The 25,396-nt window shown below is 70.9% G+C and carries 21 protein-coding genes; 11 read left to right on the top strand and 10 right to left on the bottom strand.

Going from position 1 to position 25,396, the window contains the following annotated elements:
* The first annotated feature begins 402 nt into the window (after positions 1-402).
* Positions 403-1,776, top strand: coding sequence for a cryptochrome/photolyase family protein (locus B072_RS0105675; protein ID WP_018528969.1), 1,374 nt, complete (start codon positions 403-405; stop codon positions 1,774-1,776).
* Here B072_RS0105675 and B072_RS0105670 read toward each other — a convergent pair.
* Positions 1,751-2,740, bottom strand: coding sequence for a MerR family transcriptional regulator (locus B072_RS0105670; protein ID WP_051127097.1), 990 nt, complete (start codon positions 2,738-2,740; stop codon positions 1,751-1,753). The two genes, B072_RS0105675 and B072_RS0105670, sit on opposite strands and share 26 nt — an antisense overlap.
* A 372-nt stretch (positions 2,741-3,112) precedes the next feature.
* Between B072_RS0105670 and B072_RS0105665 the strand changes: the two genes are divergently transcribed.
* Positions 3,113-4,345, top strand: coding sequence for a GNAT family N-acetyltransferase (locus tag B072_RS0105665; RefSeq protein ID WP_018528967.1), 1,233 nt, complete (start codon positions 3,113-3,115; stop codon positions 4,343-4,345).
* Positions 4,346-4,385: 40 nt separating this feature from the next.
* Here the strand turns inward: B072_RS0105665 and B072_RS0105660 are convergent, their stop codons facing one another.
* From B072_RS0105660 to B072_RS0105640, 4 genes are all read right to left on the bottom strand, one after another.
* Positions 4,386-4,754: a peptidase inhibitor family I36 protein gene (locus B072_RS0105660; protein ID WP_018528966.1), complete on the bottom strand. Its 369-nt coding sequence runs from the start codon at positions 4,752-4,754 to the stop codon at positions 4,386-4,388.
* Between the two features lie 45 nt (positions 4,755-4,799).
* A complete protein-coding gene (locus B072_RS0105655) occupies positions 4,800-5,312 on the bottom strand; it encodes a hypothetical protein (protein WP_018528965.1) in 513 nt (170 codons plus the stop codon).
* A gap of 7 nt (positions 5,313-5,319) precedes the next feature.
* Positions 5,320-5,685 carry a hypothetical protein gene (locus B072_RS0105650; RefSeq protein ID WP_018528964.1) on the bottom strand — a complete coding sequence of 122 codons (366 nt, stop codon included), beginning with the start codon at positions 5,683-5,685 and terminating at the stop codon, positions 5,320-5,322.
* Between the two features lie 138 nt (positions 5,686-5,823).
* Positions 5,824-6,237 (bottom strand): hypothetical protein, encoded by a 414-nt coding sequence (locus tag B072_RS0105640; protein WP_026245489.1) that lies wholly within the window; start codon positions 6,235-6,237, stop codon positions 5,824-5,826.
* A 258-nt stretch (positions 6,238-6,495) separates the two neighbouring features.
* Between B072_RS0105640 and B072_RS0105635 the strand changes: the two genes are divergently transcribed.
* Complete coding sequence (locus B072_RS0105635) at positions 6,496-6,996, top strand: mycothiol transferase (RefSeq protein ID WP_026245488.1); 501 nt, start codon at positions 6,496-6,498, stop codon at positions 6,994-6,996.
* A gap of 142 nt (positions 6,997-7,138) precedes the next feature.
* Entirely contained in the window at positions 7,139-8,851 is a 1,713-nt protein-coding gene (locus B072_RS0105630; protein WP_018528961.1) for a chitinase, read from the top strand.
* Between the two features lie 81 nt (positions 8,852-8,932).
* On the opposite strand, the gene B072_RS0105625 is transcribed toward B072_RS0105630, so the two are convergent.
* Positions 8,933-9,373: an OsmC family protein gene (locus tag B072_RS0105625; protein WP_018528960.1), complete on the bottom strand. Its 441-nt coding sequence runs from the start codon at positions 9,371-9,373 to the stop codon at positions 8,933-8,935.
* A gap of 19 nt (positions 9,374-9,392) precedes the next feature.
* Positions 9,393-10,238 (bottom strand): GntR family transcriptional regulator, encoded by an 846-nt coding sequence (locus B072_RS0105620; protein WP_026245486.1) that lies wholly within the window; start codon positions 10,236-10,238, stop codon positions 9,393-9,395.
* Between the two features lie 209 nt (positions 10,239-10,447).
* On the opposite strand from B072_RS0105620, the gene B072_RS0105615 reads away from it, so the two are divergent.
* Genes B072_RS0105615 through B072_RS0105595 form a run of 5 tightly spaced genes read left to right on the top strand, consistent with a single transcriptional unit; the run spans position 10,448 to position 16,548 of the window.
* Positions 10,448-11,719 (top strand): extracellular solute-binding protein, encoded by a 1,272-nt coding sequence (locus tag B072_RS0105615; protein WP_018528958.1) that lies wholly within the window; start codon positions 10,448-10,450, stop codon positions 11,717-11,719.
* A 47-nt stretch (positions 11,720-11,766) separates the two neighbouring features.
* Positions 11,767-12,735, top strand: coding sequence for a carbohydrate ABC transporter permease (locus tag B072_RS0105610; RefSeq protein WP_018528957.1), 969 nt, complete (start codon positions 11,767-11,769; stop codon positions 12,733-12,735).
* Complete coding sequence (locus tag B072_RS0105605; RefSeq protein ID WP_018528956.1) at positions 12,732-13,568, top strand: carbohydrate ABC transporter permease; 837 nt, start codon at positions 12,732-12,734, stop codon at positions 13,566-13,568. Before B072_RS0105610 ends, B072_RS0105605 begins: the two co-directional genes overlap by 4 nt.
* A gap of 35 nt (positions 13,569-13,603) precedes the next feature.
* The gene (locus tag B072_RS0105600) at positions 13,604-15,133 is read left to right on the top strand and encodes a beta-N-acetylhexosaminidase (RefSeq protein WP_018528955.1); all 1,530 of its coding nucleotides are present in this window, start codon (positions 13,604-13,606) and stop codon (positions 15,131-15,133) included.
* On the top strand, positions 15,130-16,548 hold the full coding sequence (locus B072_RS0105595; RefSeq protein ID WP_026245485.1) for a cellulose binding domain-containing protein: 1,419 nt from the start codon (positions 15,130-15,132) through the stop codon (positions 16,546-16,548). The genes B072_RS0105600 and B072_RS0105595 overlap by 4 nt, the downstream gene beginning before the upstream one ends.
* 311 nt (positions 16,549-16,859) lie before the next feature.
* On the opposite strand, the gene B072_RS0105590 is transcribed toward B072_RS0105595, so the two are convergent.
* From B072_RS0105590 to B072_RS0105580, 3 genes are all read right to left on the bottom strand, one after another.
* Positions 16,860-17,345, bottom strand: a complete 486-nt coding sequence (locus tag B072_RS0105590) for a cupin domain-containing protein (RefSeq protein WP_018528953.1) — start codon at positions 17,343-17,345, stop codon at positions 16,860-16,862.
* Between the two features lie 23 nt (positions 17,346-17,368).
* Positions 17,369-18,925, bottom strand: a complete 1,557-nt coding sequence (gene murJ / locus B072_RS0105585) for a murein biosynthesis integral membrane protein MurJ (RefSeq protein WP_106432828.1) — start codon at positions 18,923-18,925, stop codon at positions 17,369-17,371.
* 74 nt (positions 18,926-18,999) lie between these two features.
* Complete coding sequence (locus B072_RS0105580) at positions 19,000-19,797, bottom strand: alpha/beta fold hydrolase (RefSeq protein WP_018528951.1); 798 nt, start codon at positions 19,795-19,797, stop codon at positions 19,000-19,002.
* 172 nt (positions 19,798-19,969) lie between these two features.
* Here B072_RS0105580 and B072_RS0105575 point away from each other — a divergent pair, with 172 nt between their 5' ends.
* Complete coding sequence (locus tag B072_RS0105575; RefSeq protein WP_018528950.1) at positions 19,970-24,304, top strand: discoidin domain-containing protein; 4,335 nt, start codon at positions 19,970-19,972, stop codon at positions 24,302-24,304.
* A 77-nt stretch (positions 24,305-24,381) separates the two neighbouring features.
* Positions 24,382-25,356, top strand: a complete 975-nt coding sequence (locus B072_RS0105570) for a hypothetical protein (protein WP_043243333.1) — start codon at positions 24,382-24,384, stop codon at positions 25,354-25,356.
* Positions 25,357-25,396: the final 40 nt, after the last annotated feature.

Here is a 25,396-nt window from a genome sequence, read left to right as displayed (position 1 = left end):
CCGGTGCGCGGACCGCTCCCCCGATCAGCCGGAGCCTTCGCCGTCCCCGGCCACCACCAGGAACGCGTCCGACTCCAGGTCCATCACCACCCGTGCCGATCGTCCCTGAGCACGCAGCCTCGCGGCGTACTCCTCGGCCGGCCAGGATCCTCGCGGTGCTCCCGCCGGAAACCGTCGCAACACATCTGCCCGCATATCGCCAGGCACCTCCACCCGTCGCGTTCTCACGGACCGCCCTCACCCTGTGACGCTCCGTCGTCCCTGTACTCCGGCTGCCCGCTGCTGACCCGTACATGCACGAACTTCGCCAACCCGTTCGGACCACCGCTGCATCCACCCGCGCTCCGGCCGGGGAAGGGCTCACGAAACCGTCCGCCCGCCGTCCCCACCAGGAGTCCCTCCGTGCGTGTCCGTGTCGTCCTGTTCACCTCCGACCTGCGGGTGCACGACCATCCGCCGCTGCGGGCCGCCCTCGACGCCTCCGACGCCGTGGTGCCGCTGTTCGTCCGGGACACGGGGATCGCCGCGAGCGGGTTCACCGCGCCGAACCGGGAGGCCTTCCTCGCGGACTGCCTGGGCGACCTGGACGACTCGCTGCGCCGGCGCGGCGGACGGCTGATCGTGCGGGACGGCGAGGTGACGGACGAGGTCGCGAAGGTGGTGACCGAGACCGATGCGTGCGCGGTGCATCTCGCGGGCGGCGTGAGCGGCTACGCGCGGCGCCGCGAGGACAAGCTGCGCGCCGCGCTGCGCAGCCTCGGCTGCGAGGTGGTCGTGCACGACGCGGTCGTGACCTGCGTGCCGCCGGGCGAGATCGCGCCCGCGGGCAAGGACCACTTCGCCGTGTTCACCCCGTACCACCGGCACTGGGACCAGCAGCCGACCCGCGCCGTGGTGCGGGCGCCGCGCGCGGTCTCGGTGCCCGACGGCGTGGGTTCGGCGCCGCTGCCGGACCGCGGTGACGTGCCCGGGGTGTCGCCGGGCCTAGCGGCGGGCGGTGAGACGGCCGGCCGGGCCCGGCTCACTGCCTGGCTGCGGTCGGGGATCGCCGCGTACGAGGAGCGCCACGACGACATGCCGGGCGACGCCACGTCCCGACTCTCCCCGCACCTGCACTTCGGCACGGTCGGCCCGGTGGAGGCGGCGCAGCGGGCTCGGGCCGTGGGCGGCCCCGGCGCCGAGGCGTTCGTGCGGCAGCTCGCGTGGCGGGACTTCCACCATCAGGTGCTCGCCGCCCGCCCGGCCGCGGCACACGACAACTACCGTTCGCAGAAGGACCGTTGGCGCACCGAGCGCGACGCGCGCCACGACATCGACGCGTGGCGCGAGGGACGTACGGGCTATCCGGTGGTGGACGCGGCGATGCGGCAGCTGCTCCACGAGGGCTGGATGCACAACCGGGGCCGGCTGCTGGTCGCGAGTTTCCTCACCAAGACGCTCTACGTGGACTGGCGGGTCGGCGCCCGGCACTTCCTGGAGCTGCTCGTGGACGGCGACCTCGCCAACAACCAGCTGAACTGGCAGTGGATGGCGGGCACCGGAACGGACAGCCGTCCGAACCGGGTCCTCAACCCGCTGAGGCAGGCCGAGCGGTACGACCCCGACGGCGCGTACGTGCGGCGCTGGGTGCCGGAGCTCGCCGGCCTCGACGGGCCCGCGGTGCACCAGCCGTGGAAGCTCAAGGGCCTGGACCGGGCCGGGCTCGACTACCCCGACCCGATCGTCGACCTGTCCGACGGGCTGGCCCGGTTCAAACGAGCCAGGGGTCTCGACTGAGTTCCGGATACACCAGCTCGATCTGGGCCAGCGCCTGCGGCAGCGTCGTGGGATGCAGCGCGCCGCGCACCGTACGGCCCGCCCAGCCCGGGCCGGCCAGCATCACGGCGGGCTTGCCGCGGGCGCCTCGCACGCCCCAGTGGGTCTCGGCGAGGTGCCGGGCCAGCGGCATGCTCGCCGTCGACCGGGCCTGTGCCCACAGCACGACGACGCGCGGCCCGATTCTGCGCACGGCGGCGGAGACCGCCTCGACGGGCACGGCGGCGCCGAACATCCTCTGCGGCACGCCGAGTTGGTCGAGGCTCGCGCTGAGCGCCTCCAGCGGCAGCACGTGCTGTTCGGACGGGACGCAGGCGAGGACCAGGGGCGGCACCTCGGCCGGCGGTTCGACGGGGGCGCCCCGGTGCAGGGCGCGCGAGACGTGCCAGGACAGCAGGTGCTCGACCTCCACATACCGGTCGCCCGCCTCCTCCCACTTGCGGCCCACGGCGTGCAGCACGGGCACCATGACGTCCTGCCAGGCGGTGACCAGGCCGTACTCCGTCACCGCGCCGGTCAGCAGGTTCTGCACGGTCGGCGCGTCGAGCCGGGTCGCGGCGCGGGAGATGCCCCGGCAGCGGCGCTCCAGAGTGGCCGCCGTCGGTGCGGTGGCCGGTGCCGTGCGCTGGCGCGGCAGGGCGGCGGGCCCCTCCTCGACGCGCTTGCGGGCCAGGCGTGCGGCTTCCGCGGGCGGCAGGCCCGTCGTGGTGAGCCGGCACATCTCCTCGACGACCGCGACGTCCTGGTCCGTCCAGCGCCGGTGGTGGCCCGCCGAGCGCTCGGCGGGCCCGAGCCCGTAGCGCCGGTCCCAACTGCGCAGGGTCGTCGGGGAGACCCCGAGTCGCCGCGCGAGGGCGCCGGTGGTGACGCCGGGCCCTTCTTCCGATTCGTTCACCGCTTGTGGTCCGCCTCGCCCCTCGTCCATCGACTCACGATACGACGCACAACCGATGCGAGTTGCCGTGCTGCCGAACCCGTTTGCCGGATGACCGGTCCGTGGCCGAGGGTGCCGTCCGTACGTCCGTTCGTGGTCGGCGCACGTCGAGTTCGCGACCGTTTCCAGGCTTCGGTGGCGGACCGACATCCGCCCCGACTCTCCGGGACGCAGGTGAGGGAAAACCTGGATCCGCTGCATCCGACGTACCCCGTGCGGGCGAATACCTCCGTAGGCCTCACGCGACTGCAGGGCCGCACGCACCCGGGCAGCCCGGACCCCGCTGCCCGGGTGCCGCCTGCCCCGCCCGGGGCGTGGGCGCTCGCGGGCGGGGCAGGCGGCACCCGGCTAGGGTTCGTGATCATGAGTGCCCCTTCCGTCCAGTTCCGTGCCGTACCGGAGCCCCAGATCGAGCGCGCCCTGGCGCTCGCCTACCTCGTCTTCCACGAGTCTCCCGAGGGCGACAAGCGGCGCCACCACGAGAAGGTGCTCGCCACCTGCCTGCGGATCGGGGCCTACGACGGTGACGAACTGGTGGGTTTCGCGGCGGCGCACCCCTTCGACCTCTCCGTGCCCGGCGGCGCCCAACTCCCCTGCCCCGGCGTGACGTTCGTGTCCGTCGCGCCGACCCACCGCAGGCGCGGCGTGCTGTCCGGAATGATGGCCGAGCTGTTCTCGCGCTGTGCGGCCGAGGGCGCGCCCCTGGTCTCCCTGTGGGCCTCGGAGGCGTCGATCTACGGACGTTTCGGCTACGGCGCGGGCACGTACGGCGCGACGGTGGAGATCGACTCGAGCCGCCCGCTGGCGCTGCGGGTCTCCCCCGACCCGCGCCCACTGCGCCTGGTCGACACGGACGCCGCGCCGGCGCTGCTCGGACCGTACTTCGAGCGGACCCGGACCCGTCGGGCGGGCCGGCTCGGGCGCACGCCGGAGTGGTGGCGCGAGGAGTGGCTGGTCGACAAGGACGAGGAGGACGACGAGCTGTCGCCGCCCCGGGTGGTCGCGCTCGGCGATCCGCTCGCCGGGTACGCGATCTACCGCACCAAGCCGGGTGACGACGCGAGGCGTACGCCGGGTCTGGTCCGCCTGGACGACCTGGAGGCCGATTCGCCGCAGGTCGCGGCCGCGCTGTGGAGCTATCTGGCCGCGATCGACCTGACGGGCAGGGTGCGGGCCTGGGGGCGTCCGGTCGACGATCCGCTGACGCTGTTCGCGGCGGACCGGGACCAGGTGCGGGTCACGGAGGAGTTCCCGGCACTGTGGGTGCGGCTCGTGGACGTCCGGGCGGCGCTGGCGGCCCGGACGTGGGCGGCTCCGGCGGATGTGGTCCTGGAGGTGCGCGACGACCGGCTGCCCGCCAACGCCGGGACGTTCCGTCTGATCGCCTCTCCGGACGGCTTCTCGTACGCGCCGACGGCGGACTCCCCCGATCTGTCGCTGGAGGTCCGCGATCTGGCGAGCGCCTACCTGGGGGCGGTGACCGTGCGCTCGTCGGTGGCGGCGGGCCTCGTCACGGAGCACACGCCGGGCGCGGCGTCGATGCTCGACGCCGCGCTGGCCGTGGGGACGATGCCGCACACAGTGGACGAGTTCTGAAATCCCGCCGCAGGCAGGGGAGTTCAGGGGCGATCCGGGTTCAGCAGCCCATCTTCCAGGTGTGGGAGTCGCCGCTGTCGTTGCCCCAGCTGTCGTAGGGGATCTCCTGGCCCGGCGCGAGACAGACGGTGCCGAGTCCGATCAGGCCGGGGTTCTCGTAGACCTGGACGTGGTCCTTGATGCCGGGTCCCGAGATGCCGTGGTTGGCCCAGGAGGAGTCCTCGTCCTGGATGCCGGGCTCCCAGTCGTGGTCGTCGCCGGACCAGTTCCAGCGCATTCCGGTGTAGTTGGCGTCGGTCCAGGCGCAGAACTCGCCGCTGGGGCACTGGGCGGCGTACGCGGTGGTGGTGACCGCGGCGCCGCCGAGGGCGATCACGGCGGCGGCGATCACGGCGAGGGGGTGCTTCACGATGGTTCGTTCTCCTTCGAGGTACGGGTGCGCATGCGCAGGGGGTCAGGACGTGCTGTGCAGCACGCGGGCGGACGCGTCGAGGGCATGGGCCCGCAGGCGGCGCCACTCGCTCATCTCGGCACGGTGGCGTTCGCGCACGGTGGCGAGCGAGCTGTGTCGGTAGGCGGCTTCGGGTCGGAGGTTGTTGACGACGGTCGAGGTGTGGAACCAGCGCTTCTCGTCGCCGTAGAGGGTGCGCTGGGCGGCGGCCAGGCAGCCGTCGGTGTGGGCGCGGACGGGGATGCCGTTGGCGAGAGTCAGGGACAGTTCGGCCGGCGGTCGGCCGAACAGGGCGTCGGCGACGCGCCGTTCCTCGGCGGCGTTCGCGGCGCGCCGTCCCGGTCTGGGTGGGGTGAGGCCCTGCCGGGTCAGGCAACGGTCGGTGAGCTTCTGCTGTGCGGCCCTGATGGTGTCGTCGGGCGAGAGCGCGGGCCGCTCGGGCTGCTGCGCGCATCCGGCGAGCAGCAGCACGGCCAGTGCGCAGACGGCGGCCCAGGGGCGTGGTCGGTGGTTCATGGCCGGGTCAGCCCCGCTCGCACCCCATGGTGTTGTCGCTGACGCCGTCGAGCTTGTTGGCCCACACCCAGTTCTCGTCGTAGTCGTCCGGCCTGATCTCCCGGTACAGGCAGTTGGAGACGGTGTAGCTGATCGCGTAGACGGTCTGGCCCGCGCGGGACTCGAAGGAGGCGGCGTGGCGCTGGGTGCCGTTCTCGGCCTCGGCGTAGCCGGGAGGTGCGTAGCACCAGGCCTGGCCGTGCTGGCCCGGTTCGGTCCAGAAGCAGACCTGGCCGGGCCCGGACATGGCCCGGGAGTCGGGTGCGGCCGCCGCCGGTGCGGCACCGGCGGCGAGCGTGAGGACGGCGAGGGCGAGGACGGACGTGCGTTTCATTCAGGCGGCCCCGAGGTGGTCGTGGTGCGGGAGGGCGAGAGCGTCGCCGAGCGGGCGCTCTCACTGTGCGTGACCACACTCCCCATGCGTTTGCGCAGGTAAGCGCGTTTCACCCGTGTCGGTGACTACTCATGACTGTCATACGGGCACGGGGGTCGCGCCGTGCGGAAGCGTCCGGGCCATGCGCAGGGCGTCCACCGACTCGGCGAGGAGTTCGTACTCGGTGGTGTCGTCGCGGGTGGCCAGCCGGACGAGGTGGCCGCCCGCCAGTTCCTCGGCGACGCGCTCCTGGTGCTCGGTGTCCGCGCACCAGGCCCGCAGCACGGCGGGCACGTCGGGTGTGTCCTCGGCCATCGGCATCAGGGCACCCTCGGGCAGGTGCGGCAGCTCGGGGCGCGGATCGAGCCGCTCGGCGATCCAGGTGGCGCGGTCGCGCAGCCACCACAGGGCGAGCGGGAGGGTCGGGGCGCGGTACGTGCCGAGCGGTACACCCACGCGCTGTCCGCCGCAGATTCCGTACGCGGTGACATGGCACAGGAATTCGTCGTGCACGATCTCCCCCATTGCCTGGCGCCCTTGATCACCCACGAGGAGTCGAGCGGTGATCAGTTATCGACCGCACCGGCGGACGCGATCAAGGAAATTACTCCCCGGCATTCGCGGCGCGTCGATTCCGAACAATGTTCAACCGTCCCAAGAGTCGAGTATCGGCACTTCCCGCCCGCTGTCACCACGCTTTTCACGCCAGTCTCCTGGCATATTCCGCACTTCCGTTGGCCGAAATCCGTCAGGTCGACAACACTGCGGACCATGCACTCACATGACGTACTCATTGATGGTTACAGCCGCATTAAGGAAGAGGTGCACGCGGTGCTCGACGGGCTTTCCGTCGAGGAGCTGCACGCGCGTCCCGGGGGCGAGACGAATTCCATCGCCTGGCTGGTCTGGCATCTCACCCGGGTGCAGGACGACCACGTCGCGGACGCGGCGGGGTTCGAGCAGGTATGGCTCGCGGGAGGCTGGGCCGACCGCTTCGACCTGCCGCTCGACGCGACGGACATCGGATACGGCCACACGCCGAAACAGGTGGGGCAGGTGCGGGTCGCCGGCGGCGAGCTGCACCTGGACTACTACGACGCCGTGCACGAGCAGACGCTCGGCTACCTCGCGGGGCTCAAGGCCGCCGATCTGGACCGGATCGTGGACGAACGCTGGGATCCGCCGGTGACGCTGGGGGTGCGCCTGGTGAGCGTGCTCTCGGACGATCTGCAGCACGTGGGACAGGCGGCGTACGTGCGCGGGTCGCTCTGACGCACCGCCGGGACGGGACCGCGGAACGCCTCGCACCTCCACAGGTCTTGACAACTCGATTGGTCTGAACCAACTTTGGCGCACGACAGCGGTGGCCACCGTCGTCCACATCCGCCCCTCTCCTCTCCCCCGGAGGCACCCTGTGGACCGTGCACGTCATGGCAGACCCGGCGCGCGCAGACGCCTTGCCGCCGCACTGGCCGTCACCGCGGCCGCGGCGCTAGGCGTCACCGCGCTGGCCGTTCCCGCCCAGGCGGCGGACGTCAACGTCGCCAAGAACGCGGGCTTCGAGTCGGACCTGAGCAACTGGACCTGCACCGCGGGCAGCGGCTCGGTCGTCTCCTCACCCGTGCACGGCGGCGCCAAGGCCCTCAAGGGCACGCCGTCGGGCCAGGACACCGCCCAGTGCACGCAGACCGTCGCGGTCAAGCCGAACTCGACGTACACCCTGAGCAGTTGGGTGCAGGGCAGCTACGTCTACCTGGGCGCGAGCGGTACCGGCACGACCGATGTCTCCACGTGGACGCCCGGCACCTCGTCCTGGCAGCAGCTCACGACCAGCTTCAAGACCGGCGCGAACACGACGTCGGTCACGATCTACACGCACGGCTGGTACGGGCAGAGCGCGTACTACGTCGACGACGTGAACGTGTTCGGTCCCGACGGGGGCGGGGGCAGCGACCCGGTCGTCGTCCCGGCCGCGCCGTCCGGTCTCGCGGCGGGCGCGACCACGTCCTCGTCGGTGGACCTGTCGTGGACGCCGGTCTCCGGGGCCACGGGCTACAACGTGTACCGGGACGGGACGAAGGTCTCCTCGGCCACGGGCGCGTCGGCGACGGTCGCCGGCCTGAGCGCCGACACCTCGTACAGCTTCCAGGTCACGGCCACCAACGCGGCCGGCGAGTCGCCGAAGTCGACGGCGGTGACCGCGAAGACCGCCACGAGCGGCGGTGGCGGTGGAGGCGGCGGCACCGTGCCCAAGCACGCGGTGACGGGCTACTGGCAGAACTTCGACAACGGCGCCACCGTGCAGAAGCTGCGGGACGTCCCGGCGCAGTACGACATCATCGCGGTGTCGTTCGCCGACGCGACGACCACGCCCGGCCAGATCACCTTCAACCTGGACCCGGCCGTCGGATACGCGTCCGCCGCCGACTTCAAGGCGGACATCGCCGCGAAGCACACGGCCGGCAAATCGGTGATCCTTTCGGTCGGCGGCGAGAAGGGCAGCATCTCCGTCAACAGCGACGCCTCCGCGACGGCGTTCGCGAACAGCGCGTACGCGCTGATGCAGGAGTACGGCTTCGACGGCGTCGACATCGACCTGGAGAACGGCCTCAACTCCACCTACATGACGAAGGCGTTGCGCGCGCTTTCGGCGAAGGCGGGCTCCAAGCTCGTGCTGACGATGGCGCCGCAGACCATCGACATGCAGTCCACGTCCGGCGAGTACTTCAAGACGGCGCTGAATGTGAAGGACATTCTCACGGTCGTCAACATGCAGTACTACAACAGCGGTTCGATGCTCGGCTGCGACGGCAAGGTCTACAGCCAGGGCTCGGTGGACTTCCTCACCGCGCTCGCCTGCATCCAGCTGGAGGGCGGCCTCGACCCGTCCCAGGTGGGCATCGGTGTGCCGGCGTCGACGCGGGGCGCGGGCAGCGGCTACGTGGCCCCGTCCGTGGTGAACAACGCGCTCGACTGTCTGGCGCGGGGCACGGGGTGCGGAACGTTCAAGCCCGCGAAGACGTACCCCGGCCTCCGCGGCGCCATGACCTGGTCCACCAACTGGGACGCGACGTCCGGCAACGCCTGGTCGAACGCCGTCGGCCCGAAGGTGCACAGCCTGCCGTAGCTCCGGCAGGCGGCTGAACAGCCTCAACAGGCGGACCCGGTCCGCCTGTTGAGGCCGTCGCGCTTTTCCTGTCGCGCTCTTTCAGCCGCCCATGAAGAGCATCGTGCCGTCGGGTCCCACGGCCTCCACGCGGGCCCCGTGTTCGACCGTGCGGCTGACCGTGCAGTACTTCTCGTGGGTCAGCCGGATGCCGCGCTCGAAGGTCTCGGCGGCGGCCTGGTCCCCCTCGGGCAGGGCGAGTTCGTAGCTGATGCGGACGGCGCCGACGCGGCCGTCGTCCTCGGGGCGCGAGACGGACTCGACGACGATGCGCAGGTCGTCGTGGGGGACGGTGCGGGCGGTGCGGTCGAGCACGAGGCCGCCGCAGCCGCCGAGTGCGGCGAGGAGGAGTTCCACGGGGGTGAAGGAGGGCTGCGCGTCGGCGGAGTCGGCGGGGGCGATGCGGACCTCGGCACCCCGGTCGTTGCGCGCGGTCCAGTCGCGTTCGCCGTTGCGTACGGTTTCGATGCGGTAGTCGGCCATGGCGGAACCGTAACCAGGCTCAGGGCGTCTGCACGTCGCCGCGCGTCGTGGAGACGACCGTGTCGCGGTGGGCGAAGTCGCCGGGCGGGATGCCGGGGTGGTGCCCGGCCGGCGGTTCCGCCGCGGCGGTCGCGGTGGCCGCGGGCCCCAGGGTGAGCCTGGAGACGATGCGGTAGCGGTCACCGCGGTAGAGCGAGTGGACGTACTCGACGGGCCGTCCGGTCGTGTCGGAGGTCAGCCGTTCGAAGAGCAGGGCCGGGGAGAGCTCGGGCACGTCGAGGAGCTCGGCCTCGGCGCGGGTGACCACCGTGGGCTCGATGGCCTGGACGGCTTCGCGGACGTGAACGTCATGGTGTTCCCGCAGGTGCTCGTACAGGTCGCCGCTCTCCAGCTCCTGGGCGCTGAGGCCCGGGACGAGATCGGCGCGGATGTGCAGGTGCTCGATGGCCATCGGCGCCCCGTCGACGAGGCGCAGCCGGGCCACGTACACGATCCGCGCCGCCGGTGACAGGCGCAGCTTGCGGCCGACCCGGGCGCCCGCCTGGATCGTCGTGAACTCCAGGAGCCTGCTCGACCAGGCGCCCGATGCCTGAGGGAGTGTCAGGCCCTGCCGCTCGGAGACGAGTTCCTGGGTGATCTTCTCGGGGGCGACGAACATGCCGCGCCCGTGTTCGCGGACGAGAAGCCCCGCGACGACCAGTTCGTCGACGGCCGCGCGCAGGGTGGGCCGGGACACGCCGAAGTCGGCGCAGAGCGCGCGCTCGGAGGGGATCGGGTCGCCGGGGCGCCGCGACTCGATGAGCTCGAGGATGCGGTCGCGCACCCGCTCCCGCTTGAGCACCGCCCCCGGCGCCTGACTGTTCACGTCGGCGTTCACGCCCGCCCCTTCCACCCGTACGACCAGTTGCCTGACCAGTTCATCACGGCCTGGCGTAGATCGACAACAACCTTGGCAACTACCCAGCTTTTACCTGGGGGTTGACGTGCCCATTGGTCTATGCCAGCTTTCTCCCTCATCAGAGGTCACCTGACCAGTTGGAGAACTGGTCAGGTCCGGCACCCCAGAGGTGAACCGTGAAGCTCCGCTTGCTCGCCGGTGTGTCCGCGCTCGTCGCGGTGGCCGGGCTCAGTGCCTGCAGTTCGTCCGGCTCCGGTGACGGGGAGTCCGCCGACGGCGGTCGTACCCGCATCGACGTGTGGCTGATGCGCGACAGTGTCTCGGCCGCCTTCCAGAAGGACTTCGAGAAGGGGTTCGAGGCCGCGCACCCGGACATCGACGTACGGATCCAGGTCCAGGAGTGGGACGGCATCGGCGAGAAGGTCACGGCCGCGCTCGCCAGCAACGACGCGCCGGACGTGATCGAGACCGGCAACACCCAGGTCGCCCAGTTCGCGCAGAGCGGCGGCCTGCTGGACCTCAGCGACAAGGTCGACGAGCTCGGCGGCGAGGACTGGCTGAAGGGGCTCGCGGAGCCGGGCGCCTACGAGGGCAAGCAGTACGGGATCCCCTACTACGCGGCGAACCGTGTCGTCGTGTACCGCAAGGACCTCTTCGAGCAGGCCGGCGTCGACGCCTCGACGATCAGGACGCGCGAGCAGTGGATCGCCGCGACACGCAAGCTCGACAAGGGCTCCCAGCAGGGGATCTACCTCCCCGGGCAGAACTGGTACACGCTCTCGGGCTTCGTCTGGGACGAGGGCGGCGATCTCGCCACCGAGTCCGGTGGTAAGTGGAAGGGTGCCCTCGATTCGCCGGAGGCGCTGCGGGCCATGGCCTTCTACGACAAGCTCCAGGCGCTCGGCAAGGGCCCGAAGGACTCGGACGAGGCGCAGCCGCCGCAGGCGGAGGTGATGGCGAAGGGCAAGGTGGCGCAGGTCATCAGCGTGCCCGGCGGCGCCGCCGTGGTCGCCCAGAACAACCCCGACCTGAAGGGCAAGCTGGGGTTCTTCCCGATCCCGGGGAAGGACGCGGACACGCCGGGCGCGGTCTTCACCGGCGGTTCGGACCTGGTCATCCCGACCGTGTCGCAGCATCACGACGCCGCCTACACGTTCGTCAAGGAGCTCACGGGCGACGCCTGGCAGAAGAAGCTCGCCGTCGCGATGAGCTACGTACCGAACAAGACGACGCTCGCGAGCGCCGTCGCGAAGGACCCGGGCGCCTCGACCATGGCCGTCGGCGCGGCCGTCGGGCACGCGACGCCGAACACGCCGGAGTGGGCGGCCGTCGAGGCTAAGAACCCGATCAAGGACTACATGACCGCCGTGCTGGCGGGCGGGGATCCCGAGCGGGAGGCGAAGAAGGCGTCCGACGCGATCACGTCGGCGATGAACTCCGGTTCGTGACCGCCCCCACCCCGTGAACCATCGCCTCTTCGAAAGGAGCGTGCGCCGTGTCGGTCGTCCGTGAACGGACCGCCCCGCGCCCTCTCGCCCGGCCGCCGCGGCGCACGCCGGGTCCGTCCCGCCGCGCCACCATGGCGGGTGTCTGGCCCTATCTGCTGGTGGCGCCGGCCGTGCTGGGCATGCTGTACCTGCTGGTCTATCCGCTGGCGCGGGCGGTCCTGATCTCGTTCCAGGACTTCGGACTGCGTCAACTCATCCTCGGTGACGCCCACTTCACCGGGTTCGACAACTACACGACGCTGCTGTCCGCGCCGGAGTTCTGGACGGTGGTGCGCCGGACGTTCCTGTTCATGGCGGTCAACGTCGCCCTGATCATGGTCCTGTCCACGCTGGTGGCGCTCATGGTGGAGCGGCTCGGCCGGTTCGGGCGCACGGCGGTGCTCAGCGCGCTGGTGCTGACGTGGGCGATGCCGGTGGTCGCGGCGACGACGGTGTTCCAGTGGCTGTTCCACTCGGAGTTCGGGGTGGTGAACCATGCGCTGACCGGGCTCGGGTTCACACGGTTCGAGGGGTATCCGTGGCTGGCGCACGGTCCGGCGGCCTTCGCGATCCTGGTGACGCTGGTGGTGTGGCAGTCGGTGCCGTTCGCGGCGATCACCCTGTACTCGGCGCTGACCACCGTCCCGGCCGAACTGCACGAGGCGGCACGTATCGACGGCGCGTCCGGGGCGCGCATCTTCCGGTCCGTCACGCTGCCGATCGTGCGGCCGATCTTCATGCTGGTGCTGTCGCTCGAGGTGATCTGGACGTTCAAGGCGTTCGTGCAGATCTGGGTGATGACCCGCGGCGGTCCCGGTGACGCGACGACGATCCTGCCGGTGTACGCCGTGCAGACGGCGCTCGCCGGGCAGCGCTACGACCTCGGCTCCGCCGCGTCGATGATCACCGTGGTGCTGATGTCCGGGGTGCTCGTCGCCTACTTCCGGCAGATGTTCCGTCAGGAGGCCGAGCTGTGAGCACCGTGCGCGTCCTGCGCCGCCTGCCGCTGAACATCGCCGCGACCGTGACCGTGGTCGTGTGTCTGTTCCCGGCGTACTGGATGGTCGCGACGGCCTTCAAACCGTCCCGGGACATCCAGTCGGAGAACCCGCAACTGCTGCCGCAGACGTGGACGCTCGACCACTTCCGGCGGGCCATCGACGCCGACGGGTTCGGCCTGTTCTGGCGCAACAGCGTGCTCGTCACGCTCGGCGCCGTGGCTCTCGCGCTGGTCGTCGCCCTCGGCGCGTCGTTCGCGGTGGCCCGGATGCGGTGGCGCGGCCGGCGGCAGTTCATGCTCATGGTGTTCGTCGCCCAGATGGCACCGTGGGAGTCGCTGATCATCCCCGTGTACATCATCTCCCGCGACACGGGGATGCTGGACCGGCTGCCGACGCTCACGCTCGTCTACTTCATGATGACGCTGCCGTTCACCATCGTGGTGCTGCGCGGTTTCATCGCGACGATTCCCCAGGAACTGGAGGAGTCGGCGCAGGTGGACGGCTGTACGCGGGTCGGAGCGTTCCGGCACATCGCGTTCCCGCTGCTCGCGCCCGGGCTGATGGCGACCTCGCTGTTCGGCTACATCACGGCGTGGAACGAGTTCGCGTACGCCAACTTCCTCATCATCAAGGAGCAGGACCACCGGACGCTGCCGGTGTGGCTGTCCTCGTTCCACAACACGTTCGGTACCGACTGGGGCGCCACGATGGCCGCCTCCACCCTGTTCGCGCTGCCCGCCCTGGTGATCTTCCTGCTGCTGCAGCGGCATGTGACGTCGGGGTTCGCGGCGGGCGCCGTCAAGGGCTGAGCCCGTCCCGCCAGCTCTCGCCTCGGAGGTTCGCCGTGCCCGCACACCTGCCCGCACTCGTCCCGCTCCCCACTCAACTCACCCACCGGCCGGGCCACTTCACCCTGTCCGCCGACACCACGGTCCGATTCCCGCCCGGCGCGGCCCCGGCCGCCGACCTGCTCCGCACGCTGCTCGCCCCCGCCACCGGGCTGCCGCTCGCCCCTTCCCCGGACGGCGCCTTCGTGCTCGCCCTCGACCCGGACCTCGGAGGGCTGGGTGAGGAGGGGTACGGCCTGACGGTCGCCCCGGACGCGGTGCTGCTGCGCGCCGCGCACGTCACCGGTCTGCTGCGCGGCATCCAGACGGTGCGTCAGCTCCTGCCGGTCGAAACGCTGTTGGACGAGCCGCGGCCGGACGTGCCGTGGCGGCTGCCCTGCGTCGAGATCACGGATGTGCCGCGGCAGGCCTGGCGTGGCTTCATGCTCGACGTGGCACGGCACTTCCAGCCGGTGTCCTTCCTGCGCCGGTACGTGGATCTGCTCGCCCTGCACAAGCTGAACGTGCTGCACCTGCACCTCACGGACGACCAGGGATGGCGGATGCCGGTCGCCACGTATCCGCTGCTGACCGAGGTGGGCGGCCGTCGCGCCGGGCCCGTGCCGCACGAAGGGGCCTACACGCGCGAGGAGTTGCGGGACCTCGTCGCGTACGCCGCCGCGCGGGGCGTGACCGTCGTGCCGGAGATCGAGATGCCCGGCCACGCCCGGGCGGCCCTCGCCGCGTACCCGGAACTCGGCAACGAGCCCGGGCGCCGCCTCGACGTGTGGCCGCGCTGGGGCGTGTGCGACACGGTGTTCGGCGTCCACGAGCCGGTGCTCGACTTCTGCCGCACGGTCCTCGAAGAGGTCCTCGACGTCTTCCCGTCGCGGCACATCCACATCGGCGGCGACGAGTGCCCCACCGGCGAATGGGCGGCGAGCCCGGTGGCACGGGCGCGGGCCGCCGCCGAGGGCCTGGCCCACACGGACGCGCTGCGCGACTGGTTCCTCGGCCGGATCGGCGCGTTCCTCGTGGAGCGCGGCCGGATCCCCCTCGCGTGGGCGGAGACCGGCGAAGGACTGCCGCCGCACTTCGCGGTGATGACCTGGCGCGACCCTGAGCACACGCGGATCGCGCTCAAGCGCGGGCATCCGGTGATCAGCTGCCAGCACCGGGCGGCGTACCTCGACTACGCGCAGACGGACTCCCTCGACGCAACGCCCGCACAGCCGGGCCTGGTGGTCGATCTGCCCACGGTCCACGGGCACGAACCGCCGGACGACGCCGACACCAGCGGTCATCTCCTCGGCGTCCAGGCCCAGTTGTGGACGGAGTACGTGTCGGCGCCCGACCGCATCGACCATCTGGCCTTTCCCCGCCTGTGCGCGCTCGCCGACCGCGCCTGGCACGGCTCCCCGTCCTGGCCCGGCTTCCGGGCCCGGCTCGGGGCACACACCGCCCGGCTCGCCGCACTCGGCGTGCGGCACGGGCCGCTCGATCCGCACGGTCCTCTCCCCCACCGTTCCGGAAAGGAACAGCCATGAGAAGAACCACCCGGACCATGTCCCTGGCCTGCGCCGTCGCCGCCGCGCTCGGCTGCACGGGTCTCGCCGCGCTGCCGGCCGGCGCCGCCCCGGCCGCCGACGGACTCACCGTGCAGTACCACTCGGGCAGCACAGGCAGCGATCAGGCGGAACCCTGGCTGAAGGTGCGCAATTCCGGCAGCTCGGCGGTCGCTCTCAGCGGCGTCAAGCTGCGCTACTACTTCAAGGCCGACACGGCGAGCGCGAGTTATCGCTTCGCCTGCTCGTGGGCCGTGAAGGGCTGCGCCAACATCACCGGCACCTTCGGCACGCTCGCCCACCCCACCGCGACCGCCGACCGCTATCTGGAGATCGGTTTCACCTCCGGCGCGGGCTCGCTCGCGGCGGGCGCCGACACCGGGGACCTGCAGCTGCGCTTCTACCGCGCCGACTGGCAGCCACTGAACCAGGCCGACGACTATTCGTTCGGCGCAACGCAGTCCGCGTACGGGAACTGGTCGAAGGTGACCGCGCAGCTCGGCGGTGCCACGGTCTGGGGCACGGCGCCCGAGGGCAACGACCCGACGGATCCCACCGACCCCACGGATCCCACCGACCCGCCCGGCGACGGGGCGACGCTCTTCGACGACTTCAACTACAGCGGGTACAACGACCCGAAGATCGCGGCCAACGGCTGGAGCGTGCGCTCCAACTCCGGCGGTCCGGGGGTGCCGGGCGCGACCTGGGCCCCGCAGAACGTGACCTTCTCGTCCGCGTCCGGCAACTCCGTGATGAACCTGGAGACGTCCACGGCCGGGACCGGCGAGTCCACGAAGCAGACCGAGGTCCTCACCAAGGCGACGAAGTTCAAGAACGGCACGTACGCGGCGCGCGTGAAATTCGCGGACGCACCGAAGAGCGGGCCCGACGGCGACCACCTGGTGCAGACGTTCTTCACCATCAACGACCTCAAGGCACCGATGGCCGACGACTACGCCGAGTACGACTTCGAGTACCTGCCCAACGGCGGCTGGGGCGAGCCGTCGAACATCCTGTACACGACGTCCTGGGAGACCTACAACCCCGATCCGTGGCAGGCGGTGAACCAGCACACGGAGGGCCGGCAGAGCTACGCGGGCTGGCACGACCTGGTCGTCACCATCGACAACAGCTCCATCCGGTACTACATCGACGGGCAGCTGTTCGGCACGCACGACGCCGCGTACCTGCCCGAGCGGCCGATGTCGATCAACTTCAACCAGTGGCTGATCGACCTGGCGGGCAACACGAGCACCAGCCCGCGCGCGTACGACCAGCAGGTCGACTACGTGCTGCACGTGAAGGACCAGGTCCTCACCCCGGCCCAGGTGGCGGCGAAGGTGACCGCCTACCGCTCGGCGGGGACGACGTTCGAGGACTCGGTGCCGTCGGCGTGAGCTGACCGGGAGCACCGCCGGCCTCGAGGACGGGGAGTCCGCGCGCCCCACACGCGCGAACTCCCCCGGTGGTGCTCCCCCTCCTCCGGCGGCCGAACGGGCAGTCGACGGCCGCCGCGGGCCAGAGTCTGCCGCGCGACGGCCGGAAACTCATCCCGCACCCCCGGATTTCGGTAACCTTTTGTGTTGAATCAGTGGCTAGATGTGACGGAGAGGGGGCCGCAACGCCCTTGCGCCGTCGGGCAGTTGCGGGTGCGAACGGCTTCGCCTGGCGCGAACCCTCCGCTTCAACTACGGCCGGAACTCTGTGCTCAGGCCTGTCCGGGCAAGCGCTTGCCGCAGCGGCCGCAGTACCGGGCCTCCCCGTCCTCGGTGACCCGCCCGCAGTCCTCGCAGACGCGCGGCAGCAGACAGGGGGCCTCGCCGCCTTCGGCGGTGACCGTGGTGGGAACCCTGCGGATGGTCATGCCGGGTCGTCTGCGGTGGGCGGTGAGATAGACGAGTCCGGCGTCGCCCGCGCTGACGGCGCGCTGCTCGCCGCGCGGCACGAACACGAGGCTGCCCGGGGCCAACTCCTCGTCGGCGCCCGCCCGGTGGAGGGTGCCGCGGCCCTCGGCGACGACGAGCAGGACGTCGAGGTCGGGCTCGACGTGCGGCTCGCCGCGGGCGCCGGGCCGCAGCCGGATGACGTTGGCATCCAGTTGCCGGGCCGCGCCCTCCAGGCGCCAGAGCGCTCCGGTGGCGTCCGGCGCGGCTGCGGCGACGACGCCGGCGAGGGTGACGTGGGCGGCGGGCATGGTGTCGTACTCCTCCGTGGTGATCAGGCCAACCGCAGCCTACGGAGTTCGCCGATGCGCAGCATCCTGGCGAGGCCAAGGAAGGCGCCGGCCATGACGAGGACCCCCGCGCCGAGCGCGAGAGCCGTGCCGGTGACCGTGGTGCCGGCCGCGGCGGCGCACACGTGGGACGTGCCCCAGGCGGCGCCCGCGGCGACCCCGGCGGCGAGGATGAGCTTGCCGTAGGTGCGCACGAGGCGGCGTCCGTCGATCCGCCCGTCCAGGCGCCGGCGCAGCCTGCGGGCGGTGAGCAGCAGCCCGATGCCGTACGACACCGAGTAGGCGGCGGCCATCGCGGTGACCGCCCAGCGCGCGGGCAGCAGCCAGTGGCAGGCGCAGACGAGCGCGATGTTGACGGCGGCGATCGCGGTGGCGTTGAGGAACGGGGTGCGGGTGTCCTCGAACGCGTAGAACCCGCGCACCAGCAGGTACTGGGCCGAGAAGGGGACCAGGCCGAGTGCGAACGCCTGCAGCATGTGGCCGAGCGGGCCGGGGTCGGAGGCGCCGTGCCCGAAGAGCAGCGCGGCGATCTGTGGCCCGAGGGCGAGGAACAGGAACGCGGCGGGCACGATCACCGCGCCGGTGGTGCGCAGGGCGCGGGAGAGGTCGGCGCGCACGTCGTCGACGCGGCCCTGGACCGCGGCGGCGCTGATGCGCGGCAGCAGGGCGGTGACGAGGGAGACGGTGACGATGGACTGGGGCAGCAGCCAGATGGTCTGGGCGTAGGTGTACGCGGTGTAGCCCGCGCCCGCCGTGGGGAGCGCGGCGTCGGCGGAGTTGGCGAAGTTCGTGACGACGGCGAGGGCGGCCTGGTTCACGAGGACGAGGAGCAGGGTCCACCGGGCCGCCTGCATGCTGCGGCCGAGTCCGGTGCCCTTCCAGTCGAAGCGGGGCCGCATCCGGAAGCCCGCGGCTCGCGCGAACGGGATCAGGGCGAGGCCCTGGACGGCGATGCCGAGTGTGGTGCCGATGCCGAGGCAGCGGACCTGGGCGGCGGTGACCTCGTCGACGGAGCCGGGCAGGGCGATGGCCGCCAGGTAGTAGCCGAACAGGCCGATGAGGACGAGGTTGTTGAGGACCGGCGTCCACATCATGGCGCCGAACTTGCCGCGTGCGTTCAGGACTTGACCGAGCATGAAGAACAGCCCGTAGAAGAAGATCTGCGGCAGCAGGAACCGGGCGAAGACCACGGTCAGCCGGAAGGCAGCGTGATGCTCCGGCGTGTCGTCCATGTACAGGCCGACGATCTGCGGGGCCGCCCACACGGCGAGGGCGGTGCCGGCGGCGAGGACGCACAGGACGAGGGTGACCAGGCGCTGTTCGTGGGCGCGGCCGCCGTCGGCGTGTTCGGTGCGGGCGCGCACCAGCTGCGGCACGAGCACCGAGTTGAGGGCGCCGCCAATGAGCAGGGTGTACAGGCTCGTGGGGAGGGTGTTGGCGGTGTTGTACGTGCTCGCGTACAGGGCGGTGCCGAGCGCCGATGCCTGCAGGACGGTGCGGATGAGGCCGGTGGCGCGGGAGACGACCGTGCCGAACGCCATGAGGAGGGAGGAGCGGGCGAGCGAGGCGGCCTTCGGGGCGGCGTGCCGCTCGGGTATGTGGGTCGCTTCCTGGCTCAACTCGCCGTCTCCTCATCCTGGCTGAGGAACTCGATCACCGGGGGTGTCGCCTTGTCGGCGAACTCCTCGAAGTAGGCGTGGCGGCCGTCCGGGATCAGGAGCCGGCGTGCGTCGGGGATGCGTTCGGCGAGCAGCGGGGCGTTGGCCGTCGGGTTGAAGTCGTCGTCGGTGCCGTGCACGACGAGGGTGGGTGCCGTGATGCGGGGCAGTGCGTCCCACGCGTCGTGCCGGGCGCTGGCCCGCAGGTGGCGGCGGCGGGCGTGGGCGGGCATCGCCGGATCGCCGAGGGTGTGGAACGGGCCGGGGTGCGCGGCGGCGTACGCGGGTGTGTACATCAGGTCGAGCAGTGCGGCGCGGGCCACGGCGGGGTCCGGGTCGGCCAGTGCGGTGCGGACGGCGGGGCCGCGCTCGATGCCGTGCGGCGCGCCCGGTGACGTACAGCCGAGGACGAGGCGGTCGACGCGTGTGGCGTGGTCGGCGGCCAGCCACTGGGCGACGCGGCCGCCCATCGAAGTCCCGTACACATGGGCCCGGTCGATCCCCGCGTGATCGAGGACGGCGACGGCGTCCCGGGCGAAGTTCGGCGTGCTGTACGTGTCGGTGTCCGGGGCGTCGCTGGCGCCGGTGCCGCGCCAGTCCATGACCACGGTGGTGAAGTGCGCGGCGAACCGGTCGCGCACCGGCTCCCACCAGCGGTGGTCGTTCGACTGGCCGGCGAGGAGGAGCAACGGGGCGCCGTTGCCCCTCAGTTCGTAGTGGAGGGCGGCGCCGTCGGCCGCCTGGGCGTGGGACATGGTCGACGATTCTCCCTCATCGCAACTCCCTCTGTTCAAACGGTGGACTCGACAACATCACTCTGCAATTCTCCAACAACTGAATGCAAGAAGTCGATTGCAAGGCTGTGCGTCCTTCGTACCCATCACCTCACTCGCTTCACCGCGCCGGCGGCGCGGGGACAGGGGAATCATGAGCGGACAGTTCGTGCCGAGATCCGGCAGACGCAGACCAGGGGGCAGAGCAAGGGGTGGCTGGCGCGGGCTCGCGGTCGCGGTCCTCGCCTTCACCCTGGCGCTCCTGGGCCTGCCGACCGTGTCGGCGCAGGCCGCGGGCGGGCCGAATCTCGCCGCGGGCGCCACGGCCAAGGCCAGCAGCGCCAACGCGGAGTACGGCGCGGGGAACGTCTCGGACGGCAACGCGTCGACGTACTGGGAGAGTTCGGGATCCTCCTTCCCGCAGTGGGTGCAGGTGGACCTGGGGTCCTCGGCCCGGGTCGACGAGGTGGTGCTGCGTCTTCCGGCCGCCTGGGAGAGCCGTACACAGACGTTGTCGGTGCAGGGCAGCGCGGACGGGCAGACCTTCGACACGCTGAAGGCATCGGCCTCGTACGCCTTCGCGCCGGGCTCGTCGAACACGGTGACGGTCTCCTTCGGCGCGACGCAGACCCGCTATGTGCGCGTCGCGATCACCGCCAACTCCGGTTGGCAGGCTGCCCAGTTGTCTGAGCTGGAGGTGCACGGGTCGAGCGACTCCTCGGCGAACCTGGCGCGCGGCCGTGCCTTCACGGCGAGCTCGACGACGCAGACGTACCTGGCGGCGAACGCCGGTGACGGCAACGCGGCGACCTACTGGGAGAGCCAGAACAACGCGCTGCCGCAGTGGGTGCAGGTGGACCTCGGCTCCTCGGTGCAGGTGAACCGGGTGGTGCTGCGGCTGCCGTCGACGTGGGAGACCCGGTCGCAGACGCTGATCCTGCAGGGCAGCACGAACGGCAACGACTTCACGGACCTGGTCGCGTCGAAGGCGTACGAGTTCAGCTCGGCGAACGGACAGGCGCAGACGCTGTCCTTCAACACGGTGACGACGCGCTACGTGCGGGTGAAGGTCACCGGCAACACGGTGCAACAGGCCGGTCAGCTCGCGGAGTTGGAGGTCTACGGGCCGACCACGGGTGACACGCAGGCGCCGTCCGCGCCGAGCGGGCTCGCCTACACGGAGCCGGCGACCGGGCAGATCAAGCTGACCTGGAAGGCCGCCACGGACAACGTGAAGGTCACCGGTTACGACATCTACGCCAACAACCAGCTGCGTGCCTCGGTCGACGGCGACACGCTCACGTACACGGACAACCAGCCCGCGTCGTCGACGCTGACCTACTACGTGCGGGCCAAGGACGCGGCGGGCAACCAGTCCGCGAACAGCAACTCCGTGACGCGGACCGGCGCTTCGGGTGACACGCAGGCACCGACGGCACCGTCGAACCTGGCGTTCACGGAGTCGACGCCGGGCCAGGTCAAACTGGCCTGGGGCCCCTCGACCGACAACGTGAAGGTCACGGGCTACGACCTGTACGCGGGCGGGCAGTTGCTGAAGTCGGTGGCCGGTGACGTGCTGACGTACACCGACACGCAGCCGCAGTCGGCGACGGTCACGTACACCGTCCGCGCCAAGGACGCGGCGGGCAACGTCTCCGCCGCCAGCAACTCGGTCACCCGCAACGGGTCGACGTCGAACGACGCGAACCTCGCGGTGGGCAAGCCGATCACGGCGTCCTCCTCCACCTTCACCTTCGTCGCGGAGAACGCGGTCGACGACGACACGAGCACGTACTGGGAGGGCTCCGCCGGGGCCTACCCGGGGACGCTGACGGTGAAGCTCGGTTCCAACGCGGACCTGTCCTCGGTCGTGGTGAAGCTGAACCCGGACGCGGCCTGGTCGTCGCGGACGCAGAAGATCGAGGTGCTCGGACGCGAGCAGAAGGCATCCGGCTTCACGTCGCTGGTCGCGGCGAAGGACTACACCTTCTCCCCGGCGAGCGGCAACAAGGTGTCGATCCCGCTGACCGGTCGCGTCGCGGACGTCCGCCTCGCCGTCACCGCCAACTCCGGTGCTCCGGCCGGGCAGGTCGCGGAGTTCCAGGTCCTCGGCACGCCCGCGCCCAACCCCGACCTCCAGGTCACGGGCGTCACCTCGAAGCCGGACGCGCCGGTCGAGTCCGACAAGATCACCCTGTCGGCGACGGTCCGCAACACGGGCACGCAGGCCGCCGACGCCACCGACCTCGACTTCCTGCTGGGGTCGGAGAAGGTGGCCACCGGCTCCGTGGGCGCGCTCGCGGCGGGCGCCTCGGCGATCGTCAGCGCGGACATCGGGGCGCACGACGCGGGCACGTACACGGTCGGCGCGGTCGTCGACCCGAGCGGGCTCGTGATCGAGCAGAACGAGGGCAACAACAGCTACACCAGCCCGACGTCGCTGGTCGTCAAGCCGGTGTCGAGCGCGGACCTGGTGGCCTCCCCGGTGGCGTGGTCGCCGAGCGCGCCCGCCGAGGGCGACACGGTGAGCTTCAGCGTCGCCATCAAGAACCAGGGCAACCAGGCGAGTTCGAGCAGCGCTCACGGGATCACGCTGACCGTCACCGACTCCGACGGCACGGTCGTGAAGACGCTCACCGGTTCGGCGAGCGGCGCGATCGCCGCCGGAAGCACCACGGACCCGGTGAAGCTGGGCACCTGGACTGCGGGCAAGGGCAAGTTCACGGTGAAGACGGTGATCGCCGACGACGCCAACGAGCTGCCGGTCAAGCGCGCCAACAACACGTCCTCGCAGCCGCTGTTCGTGGGGCGTGGCGCGAGCATGCCGTACGACATGTACGAGGCGGAGGACGGCACGGCGGGCGGCGGCGCGAAGGCCGTCGGTCCGAACCGCACCGTCGGTGACCTGGCGGGCGAGGCGTCGGGCCGCAAGGCCGTCACCCTCGGCTCGACCGGTTCGTACCTCGAGTGGACGACGAAGGCGGCGACGAACACCCTCGTCACCCGCTTCTCGATGCCGGACGCGGCCGGTGGCGGCGGGACGAACTCGACGCTGAACGTGTACGTCGACGGACAGTACCTGAAGGCGATCGACCTGTCGTCGAAGTACGCGTGGCTGTACGGCAACGAGACCGGTCCCGGCAACACGCCGAGCGCGGGCGGGCCGCGGCACATCTACGACGAGGCGAACCTGCTGCTCGGCACGACCGTGCCCAAGGGCAGCAAGATCCGGCTGCAGAAGGACACCGCGAACGGTTCCACGTACACGATCGACTACGTCAACCTGGAGGAGGCCACCGAACTGCCCAACCCGGACCCGGCGACGTACGCGGTGCCGACCGGCTTCTCGCACCAGGCCGTGCAGGACGCGCTGGACAAGGTGCGGATGGACACGACGGGCAAGCTCGTCGGCGTCTACCTGCCGACCGGCGACTACGAGACGTCGAACAAGTTCCAGGTGTACGGCAAGGCCGTGAAGGTGGTCGGCGCGGGCCCCTGGTTCACCCGGTTCCACACGCCGTCGTCGCAGGAGAACACCGACGCGGGCTTCCGCGCGGAGGCGACCGCCAACGGATCGACGTTCGCGCACTTCTCCTTCTTCGGGAACTACACCTCGCGGATCGACGGCCCCGGCAAGGTCTTCGACTTCTCGAACGTCGCCGACATCACCATCGACGACATCTGGAACGAGCACACGGTGTGCCTGTACTGGGGCGCCAACACCGACCGGGTGACGATCAGGAACGCCCGGATCCGGGACACGTTCGCGGACGGCGTCAACATGACGAACGGTTCGACGGACAACCACGTCGTGAACAACGAGGCGCGCTCGACCGGTGACGACAGCTTCGCGCTGTTCTCGGCGATCGACGCGGGCGGCGCGGACGAGAAGAACAACGTGTACGAGAACCTGACGTCGCTGCTCACGTGGCGGGCCGCCGGTATCGCGGTCTACGGCGGGTACGACAACACGTTCCGCAACATCCTCGTGGCGGACACGCTCGTCTACTCCGGAGTCACGATCAGTTCGCTGGACTTCGGCTACCCGATGAACGGCTTCGGCACGGGCCCGACGGCCCTCGAGAACACGTCGATCGTCCGCTCCGGCGGGCACTTCTGGGGCGGCCAGACCTTCCCCGGGATCTGGATGTTCTCGGCGTCGAAGGTCTTCCAGGGGATCCGGGTCAACGACGTCGACATCCTCGACCCGACGTACAGCGGCATCATGTTCCAGACCAACTACGTGGGAGGACAGCCCCAGTTCCCGATCAAGGACACGATCCTGACCGATGTCACGATCTCCGGCGCGCACAAGAGCGGCGACGCCTACGACGCCAAGTCCGGGTTCGGGCTGTGGGCGAACGAGATGCCGGAGTCGGGGCAGGGTCCGGCGGTCGGTGAAGTGACCTTCCACAACCTGAAGTTGAGCGACAACGCGGTGGACGTCCGCAACACGACGTCCACGTTCAAGATCAACCAGCTGCCGTAGCGGGCGCTGTCCCGCCGTGCAGGATGGGGTGGCCGGGCATTCGCCCGGCCACCCTTCGCCTGTCCAGGAGTCGCCCGATGTGCCGCCGCAGCCTGTACGCCCGAATGTCCACCGCGCTCGCCCTGATCGATGACCGGCGGCTGCGGGATCTGGTGGCCGGTGTCGAGCACGGCGGATCGGGGATCGGCGGGCGCTCGGGCGTTCTCGATGTCGACGGTAGGCGCGTGTTCGTGAAGCGCGTCCCGGTCACGGCGCGGGAGTTGAGGCCGGAGCAGCTGCGTTCCACCGCCAACCTCTTCGACCTGCCCGTCTTCTATCAGTACGGGATCGGCTCGGCCGGGTTCGGCGCGTGGCGGGAGCTGGCGCTGCACCTCATGACGACGGACTGGGTGCTGTCGCGGGCGTACGAGGGGTTTCCGCTGACGTATCACTGGCGGATCCTGCCGGACGCGCCGCCGGACGGGTTCCTCGACGAGTTCGGCGGGCTCGACGGGGCCGTCGCGCATTGGGAGGACTCCCCCGCGGTGCGCGTGCGCCTGGAGGAGCTGGCCGCGGCGCGGCACAGTCTCGTGCTGTTCCTGGAGTACGTGCCGCGGACGGTGGCCGGGCTGCTCGCGGCGCGGCCCGACGAGGCGACGTACCGGTGGGTGGTGCGGGAGGTGGAGCGCGCCACGGCGTTCCTGCGGTCGCGCGGTGTCGTGCACTTCGACGGGCACTTCGGCAATCTGCTGGCCGACGGGGAACGGATCCTGTTCGCGGACTTCGGCCTGGCGCTCAGTTCGGACTTCCCACTCTCGGGCGGGGAGCGTGCGTTCCTGGAGGGCCATCTGCCGTCGTACGACCTGTGCCGCTCCTTGAGCCATCTACGGCGTCACCACCTGCCCGCCGACGCGCCGGCGGACGCGGTCGCCGCTCTGCTCTCTCCGTACGCGCCCGCGCTGGAGGTCTTCGACGGGTTCGTGGAGCGGCTGTTGAGCGACAGCCGACGGACGCCGTATCCGGCCGCGGAGATGGAGCGGGCGTTGTCCGACGCGACCGGGCCCACAACCTAAAGGAACCACGGTCCCATTACTGCCCGATCCCCTGCTACAG

The organism is Streptomyces sp. HmicA12, from assembly GCF_000373565.1.
In the GTDB taxonomy this organism is placed as follows: domain Bacteria; phylum Actinomycetota; class Actinomycetes; order Streptomycetales; family Streptomycetaceae; genus Streptomyces.
Note: the sequence above shows the minus strand (reverse complement) of the source record. Positions and strands in the feature narration are given on the sequence as shown.

Bases quoted from the DNA above. Each gene is read 5' to 3' on its own strand.
- B072_RS0105670 (WP_051127097.1), bottom strand. From the start codon at position 2,740: ATGGACGAGGGGCGAGGCGGACCACAAGCGGTGAACGAATCGGAAGAA.
- B072_RS0105665 (WP_018528967.1), top strand. From the start codon at position 3,113: ATGAGTGCCCCTTCCGTCCAGTTCCGTGCCGTACCGGAGCCCCAGATC.
- B072_RS0105655 (WP_018528965.1), bottom strand. From the start codon at position 5,312: ATGAACCACCGACCACGCCCCTGGGCCGCCGTCTGCGCACTGGCCGTG.
- B072_RS0105650 (WP_018528964.1), bottom strand. From the start codon at position 5,685: ATGAAACGCACGTCCGTCCTCGCCCTCGCCGTCCTCACGCTCGCCGCC.
- B072_RS0105635 (WP_026245488.1), top strand. From the start codon at position 6,496: ATGCACTCACATGACGTACTCATTGATGGTTACAGCCGCATTAAGGAA.
- B072_RS0105625 (WP_018528960.1), bottom strand. From the start codon at position 9,373: ATGGCCGACTACCGCATCGAAACCGTACGCAACGGCGAACGCGACTGG.
- B072_RS0105595 (WP_026245485.1), top strand. From the start codon at position 15,130: ATGAGAAGAACCACCCGGACCATGTCCCTGGCCTGCGCCGTCGCCGCC.
- B072_RS0105590 (WP_018528953.1), bottom strand. From the start codon at position 17,345: ATGCCCGCCGCCCACGTCACCCTCGCCGGCGTCGTCGCCGCAGCCGCG.
- murJ (WP_106432828.1), bottom strand. From the start codon at position 18,925: ATGGCGTTCGGCACGGTCGTCTCCCGCGCCACCGGCCTCATCCGCACC.
- B072_RS0105580 (WP_018528951.1), bottom strand. From the start codon at position 19,797: ATGTCCCACGCCCAGGCGGCCGACGGCGCCGCCCTCCACTACGAACTG.
- B072_RS0105575 (WP_018528950.1), top strand. From the start codon at position 19,970: ATGAGCGGACAGTTCGTGCCGAGATCCGGCAGACGCAGACCAGGGGGC.
- B072_RS0105570 (WP_043243333.1), top strand. From the start codon at position 24,382: ATGTGCCGCCGCAGCCTGTACGCCCGAATGTCCACCGCGCTCGCCCTG.